This window comes from Pseudarthrobacter sp. RHLT3-21 (assembly GCF_059383495.1).
Window position 1 is genome coordinate 42460 of sequence record NZ_JBWZCI010000002.1, and the last position, 18116, is coordinate 60575.

The window sequence follows — 18116 nt, forward strand, 5'->3', positions numbered from 1 at the left end:
TCGGTTCCCTAGCGGGCCGGATCCGGGGATGTGAGGGTGTAGCGCAACTCCACGATTCCCCGGCCCAAGGTGCGGGACGCCGTCAAGTCAAGTGGCGTCGTCGGGCCTTCCAGCGGGAGCAGCCGCTTGCCCTCGCCCAGGACCACGGGGATGACCGACAGGATGAGTTCGTCCAGTAGCCCGGCGTCGGCGAATTGCGCAGCGAGGTTGCCGCCACCCACCACCCAGACGTTCATCGCGCCGGCGTGGTCCTTGAAGTCCTTGATGAACTCCTGGACGGGACCGCGGACGAACGTGATGTCCGTGCCGGCCGGGGCAACGTGCTCGTGCCGGGTAAACACGTAACAGGGTGTGGAAGGGTACGGCCAGTTGCCGGGTTCGTGCTCCATCAGCCAGGCGTACGTCTCGCCGCCCATAACAATGCAGCCGACGCCGGCCATGAAGGTTTCGTAGCTTTCCTTGCCGCCCTCGAAGCCGTCGAACTCAAGAAGCCAGGCGAGGTCATCTTTGGTGGTGGCAATGAACCCGTCGATGGAGGCCGCGACAAAATACTGGATCCTGGACATGGAACCAGAGTAGCCCTGCGGTGTTGACGGGCTGAAGGGCTACTTGCTGAAGTAAGGAATGATCAGGTACAGCCCGAACAGCACGGCTATGCCGCAGAGGCCAAAGCAGGTGTAGGCGAGGTAGCGTTTGGCGCGGGGTGAGGCCTGCTCGGCGTCGCCGGCGATGGCCGTCAGCCGCACGCCGAGCGAATACAGGACCACAACCGTTACCGCGGACACCAGGGTGGTGCCGGCCACAGTCAAGAGTTCCAACCACTTCATCGCTGAGCATCCTTCTGCTGGTCCGCCTTGGCGCGGGCACGGGCGAGGGCTTTCTTCTTGGCGAAGCGGACGGTCTGGCCCGCTTCTTCGACTTCCACGGCATTGTGGTGGCCCACCGACGACTTGCGGGAGTAGACGAACATAAACATCACCGCGGCGGTGCCGGCGACGGCGGCAATCACCACGCCCACCACGCCCGTCTTCACGAGCAGCGCGGTCAGCGCGCCCACAATGCCGGCGGCGGGAAGCGTGAACAACCAGCCGAGGGCGATCTTGCCCACCATGTTCCAGCGCACTGTGGTGCCTTTACGGCCCATACCGGAGCCAATCACGGAGCCGGACGCCACCTGTGTGGTGGAGAGGGCGAAGCCCAAGTGGGAGGAGGCCAGGATGGCTGAGGCGGTGCTGGTCTCGGCTGCGAAGCCCTGGGCGGGCTTGACCTCGGTGAGCCCGGAGCCCATGGTCCGGATGATGCGCCAGCCACCTGCGTAGGTGCCGACGGCGATGGCCACGGCGCACGCGGTGATGACCCAGAACTGCGGGCCCGAGCCCGGGGCCTGGGTGCCGGCGGAAATCAGCACCAGGGTGATGATGCCCATGGTCTTCTGGGCGTCGTTGGTTCCGTGGGCCAGCGCCACGAGGCTGGATGTGAAGATCTGGCCGGTGCGGAACCCGCCGCGCTTCTGCGTCAGCTTGCTGCCGGTATCAGGATCGTGCCGGGATGTGAGTGCATACGCGAGCCGGGTGCAGAGGTACGCCACCAGGCCGGCAATGAGCGGGGCGAAGATGGCTGGCAGGATGACCTTCTGGAGCAGGGTTTCCAGGTTCACGGAATTGAAACCGATGCCGGCTATCGCTGCGCCGATCAGCCCGCCGAAGAGCGCGTGGGATGAACTGGACGGCAGGCCCTTAAGCCAGGTGATCATGTTCCAGAGGATGGCGCCCATCAGGCCGGCGAAAATAATGTCCGGGGTGATCTGGACACCGTCGGAGCCTTCCCGGATGATGCCGCCGGAGACTGTTTTGGCCACTTCCGTTGAGAGGAAGGCGCCGACCAGGTTCAGGATTGCGGCGAGAGTCACAGCGGTTTTCGGTTTGATGGCACCGGTGGCGATGGGCGTAGCCATCGCATTGGCGGTGTCGTGGAAGCCGTTTGTGAAGTCGAAAAATAGTGCCAGTCCGATGACCAGCGCCACCATAAAGGTGATATCCACCTGTTGCCCAATCTGCAGAGACGACGTTCAGCATTTCCATTACCCCCACCTGCCCTGCACAGCGTAATTCACCTGCAGTTCACGTGGAATGACCTGCGGTGTTAACAGAGCCGGGTTGAAACCTTATCGATCGTACGCGCCCCTGGCATCAGGTCAAAACAGCTGGTTGGTGACAAACCCGCTGACGGCGTCCAGTTCGGCGGGAGAGATTCCCCGGCGCGGATCGGGCGACACTGTGAGGATGCGCGGGCCCAGGAATGCGGCCCAGGCCAGTGCTTCCTGTTCATACCGGAGCTGATCGTCCATCCAGACGATGCCATCCGGAGGGTTGGCCGCCAGGTCCACCTGGAGGGCAGCGAGCTTCCACCAGGCCTCCCCCGTTCCGGAACCCTCCGCGCTCAGGCAGGGCCAGTGGCCGCCGGCCAGACCGATCGCGGGGCATAAGTATTCCGCGGCCATGTCCTCCCAGCTGGTGAGCCACACAAACCGGACTCCGGGCACCCGGGAAAGCTGGTTCAGCCCGTCAACCAACTGTCCCGCATAGGCCACTTCGAGCACACCGGCGTTCGCGAGGCGCCAGCCGGAACCCCACGGCGTCTTGCCCGTTGCTCCGAACGGGCACACCACGCCGTCGACGTCCAGATAGAGGGTGACGTTCCGCATAGCGCTCTCGGTCACGCCGGCAGGCCGGAACCGGTCCTTAAAAGTATGAGGGGCTGCACGCATCAATCCTTGCATTGCGTGCAGCCCCTCCTCAAGGACTCGTGGACAGGGAGTCTCCCCTAGACAGAGAGCGTCTTGGCCAGGGCGGCTTCAGGGCGGGCGGGGCTTCCGGGCTGGTCCTGGCCGTACAGCCAGTCGTTGTACTGGAAATTGTTATCCGTCCGGCTCTTGAACAGCAGGTTTCGCAACGTACGGGCCAGGCCGGAGACGTGCCAGGACTCGCCCCAGACCCGGGCAGTCCGCTGGACGCGGGACGTGCGGCCGGCCCGGATGGTGTTGAATTCCTTGATGGCCTGATCCCAGGCTGCGGGGTTGACGCCGTCCGCGGTAAAGACGGTGCCGTTGCTGACGTCCTGCAGCACGGCGGCGTCTTCGAGGGCCTGGCAGGCGCCCTGGGCCAGGTACTGGAGCATGGGGTGGGCGGCGTCACCCATCAGCACCATCCGGCCGGCCACCCAGTTTTCGATCGGGTCACGGTCATACATGGGCCAGCGCATGGCGGTGCCAAGATTTTTCAGGGCATCCTGCACTGCCGGAATGCAGTCCTGGTAAGCGGCTTCGAGTTCATCTACGCCGCCGTACTGCTCCTCGCCCCGTTCGAAAGAGGGGGACTTAAAGACGGCCACGGTGTTCAGCAGCTCACCCTTGCGCAGCGGATACTGCACCAGGTGGCAGTCCGGTCCGAGGAACACAATGACATCCTCAAGGTCGGCTTTGGGCGTGTTTTCGGTGATCGGCACGGTGCCGCGGTACGCCACATAGGCCGAGGAAACAGGCTCATCGTTGGCCACCAGGGGGCGCAGGGTGGACTTGAGTCCGTCGGCGCCGATCACAACATCAGCCTCATAGTCCACGCCCGCGGCAGTGTGCGCCACACCGCGGCCGTTAACGGTTTCCACACTCTCCACCATGACGTCGTTGACGAGCTTGACGCCTGCCGCTTCACAGCCTTCCAGCAGGACACGGTGCAGGTCACTGCGGTGGATCACGACGTAGGGTGCGCCATAGCGTTCCTCGAATTCGCCGCCGAGTGCCTGCCGGGTGAGTTCCTCGCCGGTGACAGCGTCGCGGAAGACGAGGTGCTTGGGGCGGACACCGATTTCGAGGGCCTTCTCGAGCAGGCCCCAGCGCTTGAGCACGCGGGATGCGTTGGGTGCCATCTGCAGGCCTGCGCCGACCTCGCCGAACTCGGGAGCGCGCTCAACGAGGGTCACGTCAGCACCGTTCTCGCGCAGCGCCAGGGCTCCGGCCAGGCCGGCCATTCCGCCGCCAATCACGAGGACATCGGTGGACGATTTCAGGTCAGACATTGCTGGCTCCTTCAGAGATTTTGGATGTGGATTTGATCTTGATGACGATGGCGCCCAACAGGACGGCCGCTACGGCCGCCGCGCCGGCGAACGCCAGGAAGTTGGAGTTGACGCCCAGCCCGGCAGCGAGGAGCAGCCCGCCCACCTGCGGTGCCGCGACTGCCCCTATGCGGCCGACACCGAGGGCCCAGCCAAGGGCTGTTCCGCGCAGGTGCGCCGGGTAGTGGCTGGCGACGGCGGCGATGATGAGGCACTGGGTACCATGGGTTCCCACGCCGGCCAGGACCAGCATGAGGTAGACGACGGCGACTGGCGGCCCGGTGACCAGCACCAGCAGTGCCGCAGCTGCGACGGTGGCGGCAACGATCGCCGTCGGCATCGGGCCGAACCGGGTTCCGGCCCAGGCGGTGATGACCGAGCCTGCAACGGCACCCAGGTTCAGTGCCAGGGCAAAGGTCAGGGCCGAGCCGAGGTTGTACCCGGCGAGCTGCATGAGGTTGGGCAGCCAGGTGCCCAACCCGTACCACGCGAACAGGGTCACCAGCGTGGCCAGCGCGTAGAGCATGCTCATGCCCAGGAAGGGCGCCCTGAGCAAAGACTTGAAGCCGATGGGTTCGCGGGTTCCGGCACTGCTGGCCGTGGTCTCCTGCCGGACCGGCGCGAGCGTTTCAGGGAGGTAGCGCAGCCCCAGGGGAATGACCACCAGCAGTGCCAGCACGGCCACCAGGAACATGGCCGGCCAGCCGAAGGCAGGAATCAGTGGAATGCCGGCCAAGGCAGCAATTGAGCCGCCGATCGGCACGCCGGACATCATGAGCGTGGCAACCGTGGAACGCCATTTGCCGGGGACCAGTTCGGCCACCAGCGCGTTGGCTGAGGGAACCAGGCCGCCGAGGCCGATGCCGGCCAGCAGGCGCAGGGCGCCGAACACCAGGGCATTCGGCGAAAAGGCGCACAGGATGGTGAAGATCGAAAAAACGATGGCGCAGCCGATGATGGTCCGGCGCCGCCCCCAGGTATCGGACATCCGGCCGGCGAAGATGGCGCCGATCATCATGCCAACGAACGCCATGGAGCCTACGGTTCCGGCTGTGGCCTTCGTCAGCCCCCAGCCGGTGTCGTTGATAAGCGAAGCCTGGACCGTGCCGTAGACAATGAGGTCGTAGCCATCAAAGACCACCAAGAGCCAGCAGACCAGGACCGCCATGGCCGACTGCCTCGAAAACCGCGATGCGGCCTGCGGCGGACTGCCGGCAGCGCCAGTCACCAATGTAATACGTGTGTGATTCATCCCACCACTGTCGGCCACGTCACTCCGACCCACCTATATAATTCTGTCATGCAGAACTTGAGGGCGCAGCGCAAGCCCACCTATCCCATCGAGGCAGTGGATAACGCCCTGGTGCTACTGCAGCTACTGCGGGACGGGGGCAGCCTGCGGCTCAAGGACGCAGCCAACGAGCTGGGCGTGGCGCCCTCCACCGCCCATCGGCTCCTGGCCATGCTGGTGTACCGGGGCTTCGCGGTCCAGGATGAGTCCCGGCGCTATGTTCCCGGGCCCGCCATGGGCGCAGGCCCTGCCGGGGTGAGTTGGTCACGGCTGCTGCGGGAAGTGGCCAGGCCCCATATGGAGTTGTTGTGTTCGAGGGTCAACGAAACGGTCAACCTGATGATCCGGGTGGGCACGAAGGTCAGGTTCCTGGAGACGGTGGAGAGCACCAGTGCCCTGCGCGTGGGCGATCGGCAGGGAACGGTCCTGCCCGCCCATAAGGCCTCCGGCGGCAAGGCGATGCTGGCTGAACTCGAACCCGCCATGGTGAACCAGCTGTTCCGCAGCAGCAATGCCGAGATCGGCGGCGACAACATCCCCGACGCCGAGTACCCGGCCTTCCTGCGGGAACTTCAAACCATTCGCAGCAACGGATTTGCCGCCAACTTCGAAGGTACCGAGGAGGGTATCAGCGCCCTGGGCCTGGCCCTGCACAACCGCGCCGGCGACGTCGTCGGGGCATTGAGCGTAGCCACGCCGGCTGCAAGGTTCCGCAGCCTTTTTGACGCAGGACTGGTGGGCGTCATGTTGGAGACCCGGCGCCAGCTCGAAATCGACATTGCCGCCAACCCTGCCAATAGGGACTGACCCAACAAGCCGGGCCCTGCCCTCAAATTCTGCTGGACAGAATATGTTGGAGGTCACATACTCCGCTGCCTAGAGTCGTTCGTACGCCCAAACGCTCATCGCATCACAAGGAGGCCCCCATGTCCGTCAGCGCCGAGAATCTTACGCATGCTTCTGTTGCCGCCGGCCAGGTTGTTCCGGAGCCGACGCCGGAGGAGGCTGCGCAGCTGGAGAAGCTGTATCAGGATTTTGAGAGTGAGAACCTGGTTCCGTTGTGGACGCAGATCGGGGACCTGATGCCGATGGTCCCCACTCCGAAAGCTGTACCGCATGTGTGGCGGTGGAACGACCTGTACCCGCTGGCCGCCCGCGCCGGTGACCTGGTTCCGGTGGGCCGCGGCGGGGAACGCCGCGCGATCGCGTTGGCGAACCCTGGCCTGGCCGGAACCCCGTACGCGACCCCGACGCTCTGGGCCGCGATCCAGTACCTCGGTGCCCGCGAGACCGCCCCCGAACACCGCCACTCCCAGAACGCCTTCCGCTTCGTCGTCGAAGGCGAGGGCGTCTGGACAGTGGTAAACGGAGATCCGGTGGCGATGCGCCGCGGGGATTTCCTGCTCACGCCGGGCTGGAACTTCCACGGCCACCACAACGACACCGACTCCCCGATGGCCTGGATCGACGGGCTGGACATCCCGTTTGTGCACTACGCCGACGCCGGGTTCTTCGAGTTCGGCACCGAACGCGTCACCGACGAGGCGACCCCGGACATCTCCCGGTCCGAACGGCTCTGGGCCCACCCCGGCCTGCGCCCGCTCTCCGGACTCCAGGACACCGTCAACTCCCCCATCGCCGCATACCGCTGGGAACACACCGACGCCGCGCTGGCCGAACAGCTGCTCCTGGAGGACGAGGGCCACCCCGCCACCGTGTCCCAGGGCCACGCCGCCGTCCGGTACTCCAACCCGACCACCGGCGGGGACGTCATGCCCACCATCCGGGCCGAGTTCCACCGCCTCCGCGCCGGTGCGTCAACCGAGCCCTTGCGTGAAGTCGGCTCCAGTGTCTGGCAGGTCTTCGAAGGCTCCGGGACCGCGACGCTGAACGGCGACACCAAGACCCTGGCCAAGGGCGACCTGTTTGTGGTCCCGTCCTGGACCGAATGGTCCCTCCAGGCCGACACGGCGTCCGAGTTTGATCTGTTCCGTTTCAGCGACGCCCCCATTTTTGAACGCCTGAACTTTAACCGCACCTACACCGAAGGACGCAAGAACGCATGAGACTCCTCACCCTCCGCACCCAGACCGGCAATGGCAAAGGCACTGTGGCTGTCCGCCAGGACGGCGATACCCTCACCGAGATCGATGGGTTCACCGACGTCGGGGCCCTCCTGAAGGACCCCTCCTGGGAAACCATCGCCAAGGCGGCCACCGGCGCCACCCACCCGGCCGAGGGCGCCGACCTCGACGCCGTGGTTCCCGCCCCGGGCAAGATCATCTGCGTGGGCCACAACTACCGCAACCACATCAAGGAAATGGGCCGGGAAGTCCCCGAGTACCCCACGCTGTTCGCCAAATACGCCGAATCCCTTATCGGCCCCAACGATGACCTGGCCCTCCCGCAGGAATCCGACACCGTGGACTGGGAAGCCGAACTCGCCGTCGTTATCGGCAAAACCGGCCGCCGCATCGCTGAGGCCGACGCCAAGGACCACATCGCCGGCTACGCCGTGCTCAACGACGTGTCCATGCGCGACTACCAGTTCCGCACCTTCCAGTGGCTCCAGGGCAAAACCTGGGAGAAGTCCACCCCGTTCGGCCCGGCCTTGGTCACGCAGGACGAATTCAGCGCCGGCCCGCTGATGACCACCGCCGTCGACGGGGAAATCCAGCAGCAGACCCCCACCGGCGACGTGGTGTTCACCCCCGAATACCTGGTCTCCTACATCTCCACCATCATCACCCTGAACCCGGGCGATGTGATCGCGACCGGCACCCCGGGCGGGGTGGGCCACGCCCAGGACCCCAAGCGGTACCTGCAGGAAGGCCAGCTCCTGGTCACCACCATCGAGGGCCTGGGCCAGCTGAACAACCGCGTGGTCAAGGAAGCCTGATGGTCGCCCGCGAAGACCAGACGACGGACCCGGAGCTGCTCGACGGCCTGCTCCAGGCCCGGCGCGGGACCGCGTTCTTCGCCCGGAAACTCAACGAGCTCACCGACGCGGAGCTTGACGGGGATTCGCTGCTGCCGGGCTGGACCCGCCGGCACGTCACTGCCCACATCGGCTACAACGCCCGCGCCATCGCCCGGCTCATTGAATGGGCCGCAACCGGCATCGAAACACCGATGTATGGGTCCACCGAGGCCCGGGACCACGAAATCAGCTTCGGGGCGACCCTGTCCCCGATCGCACTGCGGAACCTCTTTGACCACTCCGCCGTGCACCTGAACGTCGAATGGCGCGACCTCCCCGAACAGGCCTGGCACCACCAGGTCAAAACTGCCCAGGGCCGGATCGTCCCGGCCTCCGAAACCGTGTGGATGCGCACCCGCGAAGTCTGGACCCACTCCGTGGACCTCGACAACGGGGCCAGCTTCACCGACATCCCGGTGTCCGTCCTCGAACGGCTCCTGGCCGACATCACCGGAGCCTGGAAAGCCCGCGGCACATACTCCGGCCTGCTCATCAATGTCACTTGCACTGACCTCACCTACGGCGACACCACCGCCCGGAACCCGACCGTCATCACCGGGACCCTGCCCGGCATCACCCAATGGGCCACCGGACGCGGCACCCACGCCGTCACCGCAACATACAACGGAAAAGCCCTGAACGAAACGCCCGCAGCCCCCAAATGGATCTGAGGCTGTGACCTTCGTGTAGCCGAAGAGCACGAATAATCACGCAAACGGAACAGCGGCGGGATATCCCGCCGCTGTTCCGTCGTTCTGTGCCTTGGCTGAGAAGTGGCGGCTATGACGCGGGAGCCGCCTGGGGGTTGTTGACGTTGACCAGCCAGGCCGTCCCGAACCGGTCCGTGCACATGCCGAAGATGTCGCCCCAGGGCGCCGGTTCAAGCGGAACGGTGACAGTGCCGCCGTCGGCGGACAGCTTGTCCCAATAGCCGCGCAGTTCAGCTTCGTCGTCGCCGCTGAGCGAAACCGAGATTGAACTGCCGGCGGCGAGGTCCATACCGTTCGGCGTGTCCGCCCCCATCAGGACCAGTCCGTTGCTGGCGGTCAGCATGCCGTGCATGATCTTGTCGGCTTCCGCCGGATCCTCGCTGGCGTGGAACTCCCCGAAGGAGCTGAGGGCCAGGTCGCCGCCGAACACGGACTGATAGAAGGTCATCGCCTCCCTGGCATTGTCGCGGAAGCCTAGGTAGGGGTTGAGCGTCGTTGGCATGGCCGGTTCTCCTTGCGGTACGGAACTGAAACGTATTCGGAACAGTCAACATCCTGCCCCACTTCAAGCGGTGTTCATAGGGTTCACGGCAGCTGGATTTCCCTGCAAGATTCAGGGCATAAAACGGTACCCCACACCAGGTTCGGTGAGCAGGTGGCGGGGCTTCCCGGGATCGGCCTCAAGCTTCCGCCGCAACTGGGCCATGTACACACGCAGGTAGTTGGCTTCCGTCTGGTAAGCGGGTCCCCAGACGTCCAGCAGCAGCTGCTGCTGGGTCACCAAACGGGCAGGGTTCCGGACCAGCAGTTCCAGGATGTTCCATTCGGTCGGCGTCAGCCGGACAACGTCCCCGTCCCTGGTGACCTGCCGTTGGGCCAAGTCCACAGTGAAGGAAGATGCGGCCACAGTGGGTACGGATGCGGGTTCGGGAACACGGCGGAGGAGCGCACGCAGGCGGGCCAGGAGCTCGTCCAGCCCGAACGGCTTGGTGATGTAATCGTCCGCACCCGCGTCCAGGGCGTCGACTTTGTCCGATGAGCCGTGGCGCGCGGACAGCACCAGCACCGGCAGGCTGCTCCACCGACGGAGTTCCCGCAGGACGTCCGCTCCATCGAGGTCCGGCAGTCCGAGGTCCAGGATTATCACGTCCGGCGGCCGGTGGGACGCGGCACGCAGGGCCGTGCCGCCGTCGGCCGCTGTGTCCACGGCGTAGCCGTGGGCCTGGAGGGTGATCCGGAGTGCCTTCAGCAGGTGGGGGTCATCGTCGACAACCAGGACACTGGTGCGTTGGCCGCCCTGCATGACGGAAGAAGCCGACTGGTCCGTGTTCATGTGGCCTCCTGCCGCGGCTGGCCGGCCGCGTGGCGCGCGCCCGGCGAGCCCGTGGAAAGGGCCAGCCTGATCACCATGGTGAGTCCGCCGCCGGGAGTTTCCTGTGGAGTCAGCGTGCCGCCCATGGCCTTGACGAACCCGTCAGCGACGGCCAGGCCCAGTCCCACGCCGGTGGCCTGGGGCCGGTCGTGGAGCCGCTGGAACGGCTGGAACATTTCGAGCACCTTACCGGCGGGTACGCCGGTCCCGTGATCGATGATCCGCAGTTCGCCGGACGGATAGCCATCCAGAGTGGCTGCGCCCATGCCGTCGGAAGCGCCGGTGATGGTGATCCGGGAGCCCGGCGCGTACTTGATGGCGTTTTCCACAATGTTGGCAATGACGCGTTCCAGCAGGACCGGATCGGCTTCGACGGTGGGCATGTTGGCGGGCAGCTCCACCCGGACCGTACCGTCCGGGAGCCCACGCAGGGCCGGGGTAACAACCTCGCTCCACCGCACAGGTCCAAGCAGCGGCCGAACGGAATCGGCGGTGATCCTTGACATGTCCAGGAGGTTGCCCACCAGCTGGTCCAGCCGGTCCGTGCACTCGTCAATGGTTTCCAGCAGCTCTCTTTCCTCCGCAGGCGTATAGGTGACCGTCCGCTGCAGCAGGCCACCGGCGGCGAGCTTGATCCCGGCAAGGGGGGTCCGCAGGTCATGGGACACAGCCCGCAGGATGGCCGTGCGCATGGTGTTCCCTTCGGCCAGCCGCAGCACCTCGCGCCGGCTGACCGCCAGCTGGCGGCGTTCCAGCTGGGCTTTCACGTGGACCGCAAACGCGCCCAGCAGCCGGCTTTCCGCTGCAGGCACCTCCCGGCCGAACAGCACCAGCCGGGTGTCGTCGTCGACCGGTTCTGCAGTGCTGCCCGGCAGGCCCGTGACGCCAGGCTCCCACCCGGTGGCATCCCCCGCCCCGGCCACCAGCCACCAGACGCGGCCGTCAGCGTCCACGCCGCGGACTCCGGAGGGTCCCGACGTCGGGCCGGAACCTTCTGCCTTGCCCTCCCGGCTGCTGAACACCCCGGCACTGGTGGCACCAAAAACGTCCAGGGCCTCTGCCAGGATCCCGTCAAGGGTGTCCTCCGAACGGGAGGCGCCCAGCGCGAGGTCACCCAGCGTCGCCGCCTCCGCCTGGGCGCGGGCGGCTTCCTTGGACCGGCGGGCAGACCTGTCCACCACGCCGGCGACGGCCACGGAGACGCCCGCAAAAACGGCCAGGGACAGGAGGTCCTGCGGATCGCTGATGGCCAGGTCCCCCAGCGGCGGTGTGGAAAAGTAGTTCACCAGCACGCTGCTCCACAGCGCGCCGACGACGGCAGGCCACAGCCCGCCCACCAGCGACACCGCAACGGCCCCGGCAAGCTGGACCAGGACGGCGGTGGCAACGCTGTGGTCAAAGGCTGCAAGCAGCAGTTGCAGCAGGACCGGGAGGGCTGCTGCGAGCGCAAAGCCAACACCAACCCTGGTCCGGCCCAGGTCAGGCCGCCTGCGCGGTGCATTCCGCCAGGGCGGGACGCGGGGAACTACCCGGACGTCAACGTCCCCCGCACCGCGGACCACCCGGGCCTCCACGGTGCCGCCGGCGAGCAACCCTGCCAGCACACCGGCAAACGGCCCGCGGCGGGACTGCCCCACAACAATATGGGTGGCACCTGCCTTGCGGGCGTAATCCAAAAGGGCCCGGGCCGGATCCGACGCGGAGACGGTGTGGTAGGTCCCGCCCAGGTCATTGACCAGCCGTCGCTGCGCCTCCAAAACTTGTGGAGACTCGCCCGCGGCACCCCCTGCGGTGCGGACGTGGACGGCCACCAGCTCGCCGCCGTCGGACCTTTCGAGAATCCTGGCTGCGCGGCGGATGAGCAGTTCTGCGTCGTCGCTGCCGTCGAGGCCAACGACTATCCGTTCCCGTGCCATGCCGCCATTCTCCCACCCGGATCCCGCCGCCCCGCGCGTCCCTTCCCTGCGGGTTGTGGCGTTGGTCATACGGGCGTTAAGGATGCGTCAAGATCCGCCGCAATACAGCTCAACAGCGCCCGGCCAGGACTAGATTCGGCTGTGCCCGCGGTGCTGTGCCTCGGACTGAAAGGCTTGCATGACCACCATGAGCAGACCCCCTGCCGACCCCTCGGCGCTCCGTCCGACGCGGAAGGCTGCCCTCGGCACTTGGCTGATGTTCGGCTTGGAGGACGCGAAGGGCTCCCATCAGGGGCCGGGCGGTCTGGTAGAGCAGGAGAGGAAGCACCACTGGTGGCAGGTGATGTGCCTGACCGGCGTGGACTACTTCTCCACCCTCGGCTACCAGCCGGCCATCGCGGCCCTCGCGGCCGGGGCCATCTCTCCCCTGGCCACGCTTGTCCTGGTGGCCGTGACACTGTTCGGCGCTCTGCCGGTCTACCGCCGGGTTGCCGGCGAGAGCCACCGCGGCGAGGGTTCCATTGCCATGCTGGAGCGGCTGCTCCCCAAGTGGCGGGGCAAACTCCTGGTGCTGGTGCTTCTGGGGTTTGCGGCGACGGACTTCATGATCACCATGACACTGTCCGCCGCCGATGCCACGGCACACCTGGTCGAGAATCCGTTTGCCCCGGACATCCTGCATGGCCAGGAGGTGGCCGTGACCCTGGTGCTGCTTGCTTTGCTCGCTGCGGTCTTCCTGCGCGGGTTCAAGGAGGCGATCGGCGTCGCCGTTGTGCTGGTGGTCCTGTACCTGGGGCTCAATGTGGGGGTCATCGCCAGGTCGCTCGTGGAGGCAGCCGCCCATCCGGTCGCCGTCGGTGACTGGTGGCAGACCCTGAACACCTCGCACGGGAACCCGCTGATGGCGGTTGCCATCGCCCTGCTGGTCTTCCCCAAGCTGGCGCTGGGACTGTCCGGCTTTGAAACCGGAGTCGCGGTGATGCCGCAGATCCGCGGCGGCACGGGCGATACCGAGGAGAACCCGGCTGGGCGGATCCAGGGGACCCGGCGGATGCTGACCACCGCAGCCGTGATCATGAGTTCCTTCCTGGTCACCAGCAGCTTCACCACCGTGGTCCTGATCCCCGCGGACGAATTCCTGCCGGGCGGGCAAGCGAACGGGCGGGCGCTGGCGTTCCTGGCGCACGAATACCTCGGGGCAGGCTTCGGAACGGTGTACGACCTGAGCACCATCGCCATCCTGTGGTTCGCCGGTGCGTCCGCGATGGCCGGCCTGCTGAACCTTGTCCCCCGGTACCTGCCGCGGTACGGCATGGCCCCTGCATGGGCGAAGGCAGTCCGGCCGCTCGTGCTCGTCTTCACGCTGATCGGGTTCCTGATCACCTGGCTGTTTGAGGCCGACGTCGACGCGCAGGGCGGTGCGTACGCCACCGGCGTCCTGGTGCTGATGACCTCGGCGGCCGTGGCTGTGACGCTCTCGGCCCGCAGGCTTCAGCAGCGTAAGCGGACCGTCGGCTTCGGTGTTATCACCGTGCTCTTTGTCTACACGACCGTCACCAATATCTTTGAACGTCCCGAAGGGATCCGGATTGCCGGCTTCTTCATCCTGGGGATCATCAGCATCTCGCTGCTCTCGAGGGTGCTTCGATCGTTCGAACTGCACGCCACGCACGTCCGGCTGGACACCCAGGCCCTGGAGTTTATGGCGGAAAATCTGGCCGGCCCCATCGGGATCATCGCCCATGAACCGCTTCGCCAGTCTGCGGACGCCTACCGGCAGAAGCTGGCCTCCGCCACCGAAGCAAGCCACTTCCCCGCCGACTACCAGACACTGTTCCTGGAAGTCATTGTGGACGATTCCTCCGACTTCGAGACGGCCCTGGAAGTCCGGGGCGTGATGCGGCACGGCTTTGCTGTCCTGGAAGTACACGGACCGGGCGTCCCCAACACCATCGCCTCGGTGCTCCTGCACATCCGTGATGTCACCGGGCTGATGCCGCACGTCTACTTCCGCTGGACCGAGGGAAATCCTGCCGTGAACCTCCTGAAGTTCCTGGTGCTGGGCGAAGGCGAGATCGCTCCCGTGACGCGCGAGATCCTACGCGAAGCCGAACCGGATGTCACGAAGCGGCCGTGGGTGCACGTGGGCTGACCGTTGACCGCCGAAGGAGATCAACCGCCAAGCTGGTGGACCGTAAACGCCGTCAGGAAACCGAGGGAGGCGGTCAGTCCCGTGAGGTTATGATGCTCCTCGAACGCCTCGGGAATCATGGTGTCAGAGAGCATCGCCAGGATCCCGCCCGCCGCGATCGCGGTAATGAAGGCGACGACGGCGCCCGGAGCGTCCTCCAGCGCCACGTACCCGATCAGTGAGGCGAGCCCGCACATCACGGCAATGCCGCCCCACACCCCAAAAATGTAGCGGGTACTGCGGCCTGCCTTTTTCATCCCCGCAGTTCCGGAAAGCCCCTCGGGCACGTTGGAGATGAACACCGCCACAAGCATGGCCGGACTGACCGATCCCGCGGTGATGAATCCGACGCCGAGCACTATCGACTCCGGGATCCCGTCGAGGAGGGCGCCGAAGGCGATGGCTGTGCCGCTGCCGGGGCTGGCCTGCTCCGACGGCTGCTGGCCGCCGGAGCGTTTGCGGTGCTTTGCGCCGGCCCGGGTCAGGAGCATGTTCGCTCCGACGTAGGCCAAGGAGCCGGCCAGGAATCCGGTCACGGTGGGCCACAGGCCCCCTCCCTCGACAGCCTCACCGACGAGCTCGAACGCCAGGGCCGAAATCAGAACGCCAGCGCCAAAGGACATGATCGAGGAGACAAGTTTGGACGGAATCGCCCACTTCCACGACGCGGCCGCCCCCAGCACCAGGGCGGCACCGGCCACGGTTCCCCACATCAACGCCTGAAGCCACACCGGCATGCTGCCACCTTTCGTTCGCCTGACCAGGACTCACCCGACTGACTGAACCTCTACGCCCTGAACCTATACGCCATCGGCGTTGTACGCACGGCGCCGTGCCTGTCTACATTCCGGGACGGCAATTGTCGTAGGCTCAGGAGCATGGCCAGATACTTTGATGTTCACCCCCAGGATCCCCAGCCCCGCGCCATCACGCAGGCCGTGAAGATCGTGCTCGACGGCGGGCTGATCGCCTATCCCACGGACTCCTGCTACGCCCTCGGGGCCCAGCTGGGCAACAAGGATGCGCTGGACCGGATCCGGAATATCCGCAAGCTCGACGACAAGCACCACTTCACGCTGGTGTGCAAGGACTTCGCCCAGCTGGGCCAGTTCGTGAACATCGGCAACGATGTCTTCCGCGCCATTAAGGCCGTCACGCCCGGAAGCTACACGTTTATCCTGCCTGCCACCAAGGAAGTTCCGCGCAGGCTGCTGCACCCGAAGAAAAAGACCGTGGGCGTGCGGATCCCGGACAACCGGGTGGTCCAGGCACTGCTGGGCGAGCTTGGCGAGCCGCTGCTCTCCAGCACTTTGCTGCTCCCCGATGAGGAAGACCCGCTGACCCAGGGCTGGGAAATCAAGGAACGCCTCGACCACGTGGTGGACGCCGTCATCGATTCCGGCGACTGCGGGTCAGAGCCCACCACGGTGATCGACTACTCCAGCGGAGTGGCCGAGGTGGTCCGGCGCGGCACCGGGGACCCGTCCCGGTTCGAGTAGGCCGGCTCGAACGGACTCAGTCCGGCTTGCGGGCCCGGCTCGGCTGAACCCGCGGGGGCTCACCGGGCATCTTCGGGTAGTCCGGAGGGAAGGGCAGCTCGCCGAGGCCGGCTTTCAGGTCCCGCTCCCACCAGCCCAACAGCACGTCGATAGTGCCCGGCTGCGCCGTCATGTCGGCCCAGGGATCGCCCACGGTACTGAGGCGCTCCGGGACCGTCAGGATGGTGAAGTTCTTGGGATCCGCGCTGCCCAGTTCGTCCCAGGTGATGGGGCAGGAGACAGGCGCATGGGCCAGCGCGCGGGGGCTGTACGCGCCGGCGATGGTGCGGTCCCGGTTGGCCTGGTTGAAGTCCAGGAACACCTTCACGCCCCGTTCCTCCTTCCACCAGGCCGTGGTCACCTTCTCCGGCATCCGCCGCTCAAGCTCGCGGGCCGCGGCGATCACGGCGTGGCGGACGTCCAGGAATTCGTAGGTGGGTTCGATGGGCGCATAGACGTGCAGGCCGCGGTTCCCCGATGTCTTGATGAACGTGTCCAGCCCGGCCTCCGCCAGCACGTCCTTCAGCGCCAGGGCAGCCGGGACGGCGTCGTCGAAGTCTGTTCCCGGCTGGGGGTCAAGATCGATGCGCAGCTGGTCCGGGTTATCGGTGTTTTCCGCATTGGAGGGCCACGGATGGAAGACCACCGTATTCATCTGGACCGCCCACACGGCCGCGGCGGGTTCGTCAAGGACCAGCATGGGGTGCGAGCGTGCGCTCGGAAAGACCACTTTCACCGACCGGATGAAGTCCGGGGTTCCCTTGGGCGGGTTCTTGGAGAAGAACTGGTCCCCCTCGACGCTTTCCGAGAACCGCTGCAGCGCCACCGGCCGGTCACCGTTCGCGGCAATGAACGCTTCCCCCACATCCACCATGTAGCGTGCGAGGTCCAGCTTGGTCAGTCCCAGCTCCGGCCAGAGCACCCTGCTGGGGCTGGAAACACGCATCTCGCGCTCGCCGTGCGGTCCCGGGACAGTGAGTGTGGTCTGTTCGCTCGCCATGGGGACAACCTACCCTGCACGGTCCGCCGCGTCAGCACCCCGGTGCGCCTGGCTGCCGGCGATCCGGCATCATGGACCTATGGCCGTAGCTGAATCCCCTGTCACCATCCCCGTCGGCGGCCTCGAGGTCTCCGGCGTTTACGCCCGCCCGGACAGCCCCTTCGCGACGCTGGTGGTGGCGCACGGGGCCGGAGCGGGCATGGAGCACCCCTTCCTGAGCGGGTTCACCCGGGCGTTGAACGACGACGGCGTCGCCACCTTGCGCTTCAACTTCCCCTACCGCGAGGCCGGCCGGAAATTCCCGGACCGGCCGCCGGCAGCCATCGCCGCCTGGCGCGCCGCCATGGATGAGGCCACGCGGCGAGGGGCGGAGCACGGTGATACCGGACCCGTGTGGGCCGCCGGCAAATCGTTCGGCGGCCGGATGGCGTCCATGGCCGTTGCCGAGGGAATGGATACTGCCGGACTCGTCTACCTCGGCTATCCCCTGCACCCGCCCGGCAAACCGGAAAAACTCCGCGACGAGCACCTCTACGGGCTCACGCTGCCCATGCTGTTCCTGCAGGGCACCCGCGACACCTTCGCCACGCCGGATCTGCTGGAGGGTGTGGTGTCGCGGATCGGCCCCGCTGCCGTGCTGGAGTGGATCGACGGCGGTGACCACTCCTTTGCCGTGGCCGGAAAGAAGCGCGACGCTGCTGAGATCGGAGCGTCGTTGGCGCCGAAGGTGGCGGAGTTCATGCGAAGCCGCGGCTGACCGGTCCGGCCAGACTAGGCGTCCGTCAGGCCAGGCGTCCGTCAGGCTACGCAGCGTCCTCGTGCCACCAGCCTTCCCAGGCGGTGGAGGTCAGCCGTCCGGTGGGGAAATCGGTCTTCCCGATCCCGCCGTTGTGCGGGCGGATGCCCTCTCCGCGGCCGGCGTCAAACAGGAGGTTCAGGCTACTCAAAAGCAACATTATTGTGTCCTTCGTGTGGTGGTCCGGACCACGTGTCCAAGTAGGAACG

Annotated in this window: 19 protein-coding genes; 7 read left to right on the forward strand and 12 right to left on the reverse strand. The window is 66.2% G+C overall.

The window, feature by feature from the left end:
• Positions 1 to 8 precede the first annotated feature (8 nt).
• From AC50YA_RS02900 to AC50YA_RS02925, 6 genes are all read right to left on the reverse strand, one after another.
• Positions 9 to 566 (reverse strand): dihydrofolate reductase family protein, encoded by a 558-nt coding sequence (locus AC50YA_RS02900; protein WP_494980872.1) that lies wholly within the window; start codon positions 564 to 566, stop codon positions 9 to 11.
• A 39-nt stretch (positions 567 to 605) separates the two neighbouring features.
• Complete coding sequence (locus tag AC50YA_RS02905; protein WP_494980873.1) at positions 606 to 827, reverse strand: hypothetical protein; 222 nt, start codon at positions 825 to 827, stop codon at positions 606 to 608.
• The gene (locus AC50YA_RS02910; protein WP_494980874.1) at positions 824 to 2041 is read right to left on the reverse strand and encodes an inorganic phosphate transporter; all 1218 of its coding nucleotides are present in this window, start codon (positions 2039 to 2041) and stop codon (positions 824 to 826) included. Before AC50YA_RS02910 ends, AC50YA_RS02905 begins: the two co-directional genes overlap by 4 nt.
• Before the next feature lie 153 nt (positions 2042 to 2194).
• The gene (locus tag AC50YA_RS02915; RefSeq protein ID WP_494980875.1) at positions 2195 to 2719 is read right to left on the reverse strand and encodes an HAD domain-containing protein; all 525 of its coding nucleotides are present in this window, start codon (positions 2717 to 2719) and stop codon (positions 2195 to 2197) included.
• A gap of 104 nt (positions 2720 to 2823) precedes the next feature.
• Positions 2824 to 4074: an FAD-dependent oxidoreductase gene (locus tag AC50YA_RS02920; protein WP_494980876.1), complete on the reverse strand. Its 1251-nt coding sequence runs from the start codon at positions 4072 to 4074 to the stop codon at positions 2824 to 2826.
• Positions 4067 to 5365 carry an MFS transporter gene (locus tag AC50YA_RS02925; protein ID WP_494980877.1) on the reverse strand — a complete coding sequence of 433 codons (1299 nt, stop codon included), beginning with the start codon at positions 5363 to 5365 and terminating at the stop codon, positions 4067 to 4069. Before AC50YA_RS02925 ends, AC50YA_RS02920 begins: the two co-directional genes overlap by 8 nt.
• Before the next feature lie 48 nt (positions 5366 to 5413).
• Between AC50YA_RS02925 and AC50YA_RS02930 the strand changes: the two genes are divergently transcribed.
• The 4 genes from AC50YA_RS02930 (at position 5414) to AC50YA_RS02945 (ending at position 9055) form a co-directional block, all read left to right on the forward strand.
• A complete protein-coding gene (locus AC50YA_RS02930; protein ID WP_494980878.1) occupies positions 5414 to 6211 on the forward strand; it encodes an IclR family transcriptional regulator in 798 nt (265 codons plus the stop codon).
• Positions 6212 to 6330: 119 nt separating this feature from the next.
• Positions 6331 to 7470: a cupin domain-containing protein gene (locus AC50YA_RS02935; RefSeq protein ID WP_494980879.1), complete on the forward strand. Its 1140-nt coding sequence runs from the start codon at positions 6331 to 6333 to the stop codon at positions 7468 to 7470.
• On the forward strand, positions 7467 to 8303 hold the full coding sequence (locus tag AC50YA_RS02940; RefSeq protein WP_494980880.1) for a fumarylacetoacetate hydrolase family protein: 837 nt from the start codon (positions 7467 to 7469) through the stop codon (positions 8301 to 8303). The genes AC50YA_RS02935 and AC50YA_RS02940 overlap by 4 nt, the downstream gene beginning before the upstream one ends.
• Positions 8303 to 9055 carry a maleylpyruvate isomerase family mycothiol-dependent enzyme gene (locus AC50YA_RS02945; protein ID WP_494980881.1) on the forward strand — a complete coding sequence of 251 codons (753 nt, stop codon included), beginning with the start codon at positions 8303 to 8305 and terminating at the stop codon, positions 9053 to 9055. The genes AC50YA_RS02940 and AC50YA_RS02945 overlap by 1 nt, the downstream gene beginning before the upstream one ends.
• Positions 9056 to 9164: 109 nt before the next feature.
• On the opposite strand, the gene AC50YA_RS02950 is transcribed toward AC50YA_RS02945, so the two are convergent.
• From AC50YA_RS02950 to AC50YA_RS02960, 3 genes are all read right to left on the reverse strand, one after another.
• Positions 9165 to 9596 (reverse strand): VOC family protein, encoded by a 432-nt coding sequence (locus AC50YA_RS02950; protein ID WP_160670710.1) that lies wholly within the window; start codon positions 9594 to 9596, stop codon positions 9165 to 9167.
• Positions 9597 to 9707: 111 nt separating this feature from the next.
• Complete coding sequence (locus tag AC50YA_RS02955; RefSeq protein ID WP_494980882.1) at positions 9708 to 10427, reverse strand: response regulator; 720 nt, start codon at positions 10425 to 10427, stop codon at positions 9708 to 9710.
• Positions 10424 to 12382 (reverse strand): DUF4118 domain-containing protein, encoded by a 1959-nt coding sequence (locus tag AC50YA_RS02960; RefSeq protein WP_494980883.1) that lies wholly within the window; start codon positions 12380 to 12382, stop codon positions 10424 to 10426. The genes AC50YA_RS02955 and AC50YA_RS02960 overlap by 4 nt, the downstream gene beginning before the upstream one ends.
• A gap of 178 nt (positions 12383 to 12560) precedes the next feature.
• Between AC50YA_RS02960 and AC50YA_RS02965 the strand changes: the two genes are divergently transcribed.
• Positions 12561 to 14534 (forward strand): APC family permease, encoded by a 1974-nt coding sequence (locus AC50YA_RS02965; RefSeq protein ID WP_494980884.1) that lies wholly within the window; start codon positions 12561 to 12563, stop codon positions 14532 to 14534.
• A 20-nt stretch (positions 14535 to 14554) separates the two neighbouring features.
• Here AC50YA_RS02965 and AC50YA_RS02970 read toward each other — a convergent pair whose 3' ends face one another.
• Complete coding sequence (locus AC50YA_RS02970) at positions 14555 to 15310, reverse strand: ZIP family metal transporter (RefSeq protein ID WP_494980885.1); 756 nt, start codon at positions 15308 to 15310, stop codon at positions 14555 to 14557.
• 141 nt (positions 15311 to 15451) lie between these two features.
• Between AC50YA_RS02970 and AC50YA_RS02975 the strand changes: the two genes are divergently transcribed.
• Complete coding sequence (locus AC50YA_RS02975; protein ID WP_494980886.1) at positions 15452 to 16072, forward strand: L-threonylcarbamoyladenylate synthase; 621 nt, start codon at positions 15452 to 15454, stop codon at positions 16070 to 16072.
• Positions 16073 to 16088: 16 nt separating this feature from the next.
• Here AC50YA_RS02975 and ligD read toward each other — a convergent pair whose 3' ends face one another.
• A complete protein-coding gene (gene ligD, locus AC50YA_RS02980; RefSeq protein ID WP_494980887.1) occupies positions 16089 to 17111 on the reverse strand; it encodes a non-homologous end-joining DNA ligase in 1023 nt (340 codons plus the stop codon).
• Positions 17112 to 17190: 79 nt separating this feature from the next.
• Here ligD and AC50YA_RS02985 point away from each other — a divergent pair, with 79 nt between their 5' ends.
• Complete coding sequence (locus AC50YA_RS02985; RefSeq protein ID WP_494980888.1) at positions 17191 to 17868, forward strand: alpha/beta hydrolase family protein; 678 nt, start codon at positions 17191 to 17193, stop codon at positions 17866 to 17868.
• 46 nt (positions 17869 to 17914) lie between these two features.
• Here AC50YA_RS02985 and AC50YA_RS02990 read toward each other — a convergent pair whose 3' ends face one another.
• The gene (locus AC50YA_RS02990; RefSeq protein ID WP_494980889.1) at positions 17915 to 18067 is read right to left on the reverse strand and encodes a hypothetical protein; all 153 of its coding nucleotides are present in this window, start codon (positions 18065 to 18067) and stop codon (positions 17915 to 17917) included.
• Between the last annotated feature and the right edge of the window lie 49 nt (positions 18068 to 18116).

Excerpts from the sequence above, each read along its gene's own strand:
- AC50YA_RS02900 (WP_494980872.1), bottom strand. The coding sequence starts at position 566 with ATGTCCAGGATCCAGTATTTTGTCGCGGCCTCCATCGACGGGTTCATT.
- AC50YA_RS02905 (WP_494980873.1), bottom strand. The coding sequence starts at position 827 with ATGAAGTGGTTGGAACTCTTGACTGTGGCCGGCACCACCCTGGTGTCC.
- AC50YA_RS02920 (WP_494980876.1), bottom strand. The coding sequence starts at position 4,074 with ATGTCTGACCTGAAATCGTCCACCGATGTCCTCGTGATTGGCGGCGGA.
- AC50YA_RS02925 (WP_494980877.1), bottom strand. The coding sequence starts at position 5,365 with ATGAATCACACACGTATTACATTGGTGACTGGCGCTGCCGGCAGTCCG.
- AC50YA_RS02930 (WP_494980878.1), top strand. The coding sequence starts at position 5,414 with ATGCAGAACTTGAGGGCGCAGCGCAAGCCCACCTATCCCATCGAGGCA.
- AC50YA_RS02935 (WP_494980879.1), top strand. The coding sequence starts at position 6,331 with ATGTCCGTCAGCGCCGAGAATCTTACGCATGCTTCTGTTGCCGCCGGC.
- AC50YA_RS02940 (WP_494980880.1), top strand. The coding sequence starts at position 7,467 with ATGAGACTCCTCACCCTCCGCACCCAGACCGGCAATGGCAAAGGCACT.
- AC50YA_RS02945 (WP_494980881.1), top strand. The coding sequence starts at position 8,303 with ATGGTCGCCCGCGAAGACCAGACGACGGACCCGGAGCTGCTCGACGGC.
- AC50YA_RS02950 (WP_160670710.1), bottom strand. The coding sequence starts at position 9,596 with ATGCCAACGACGCTCAACCCCTACCTAGGCTTCCGCGACAATGCCAGG.
- AC50YA_RS02955 (WP_494980882.1), bottom strand. The coding sequence starts at position 10,427 with ATGAACACGGACCAGTCGGCTTCTTCCGTCATGCAGGGCGGCCAACGC.
- AC50YA_RS02960 (WP_494980883.1), bottom strand. The coding sequence starts at position 12,382 with ATGGCACGGGAACGGATAGTCGTTGGCCTCGACGGCAGCGACGACGCA.
- AC50YA_RS02965 (WP_494980884.1), top strand. The coding sequence starts at position 12,561 with ATGACCACCATGAGCAGACCCCCTGCCGACCCCTCGGCGCTCCGTCCG.
- AC50YA_RS02970 (WP_494980885.1), bottom strand. The coding sequence starts at position 15,310 with ATGCCGGTGTGGCTTCAGGCGTTGATGTGGGGAACCGTGGCCGGTGCC.
- AC50YA_RS02975 (WP_494980886.1), top strand. The coding sequence starts at position 15,452 with ATGGCCAGATACTTTGATGTTCACCCCCAGGATCCCCAGCCCCGCGCC.
- ligD (WP_494980887.1), bottom strand. The coding sequence starts at position 17,111 with ATGGCGAGCGAACAGACCACACTCACTGTCCCGGGACCGCACGGCGAG.
- AC50YA_RS02985 (WP_494980888.1), top strand. The coding sequence starts at position 17,191 with ATGGCCGTAGCTGAATCCCCTGTCACCATCCCCGTCGGCGGCCTCGAG.
- AC50YA_RS02990 (WP_494980889.1), bottom strand. The coding sequence starts at position 18,067 with ATGTTGCTTTTGAGTAGCCTGAACCTCCTGTTTGACGCCGGCCGCGGA.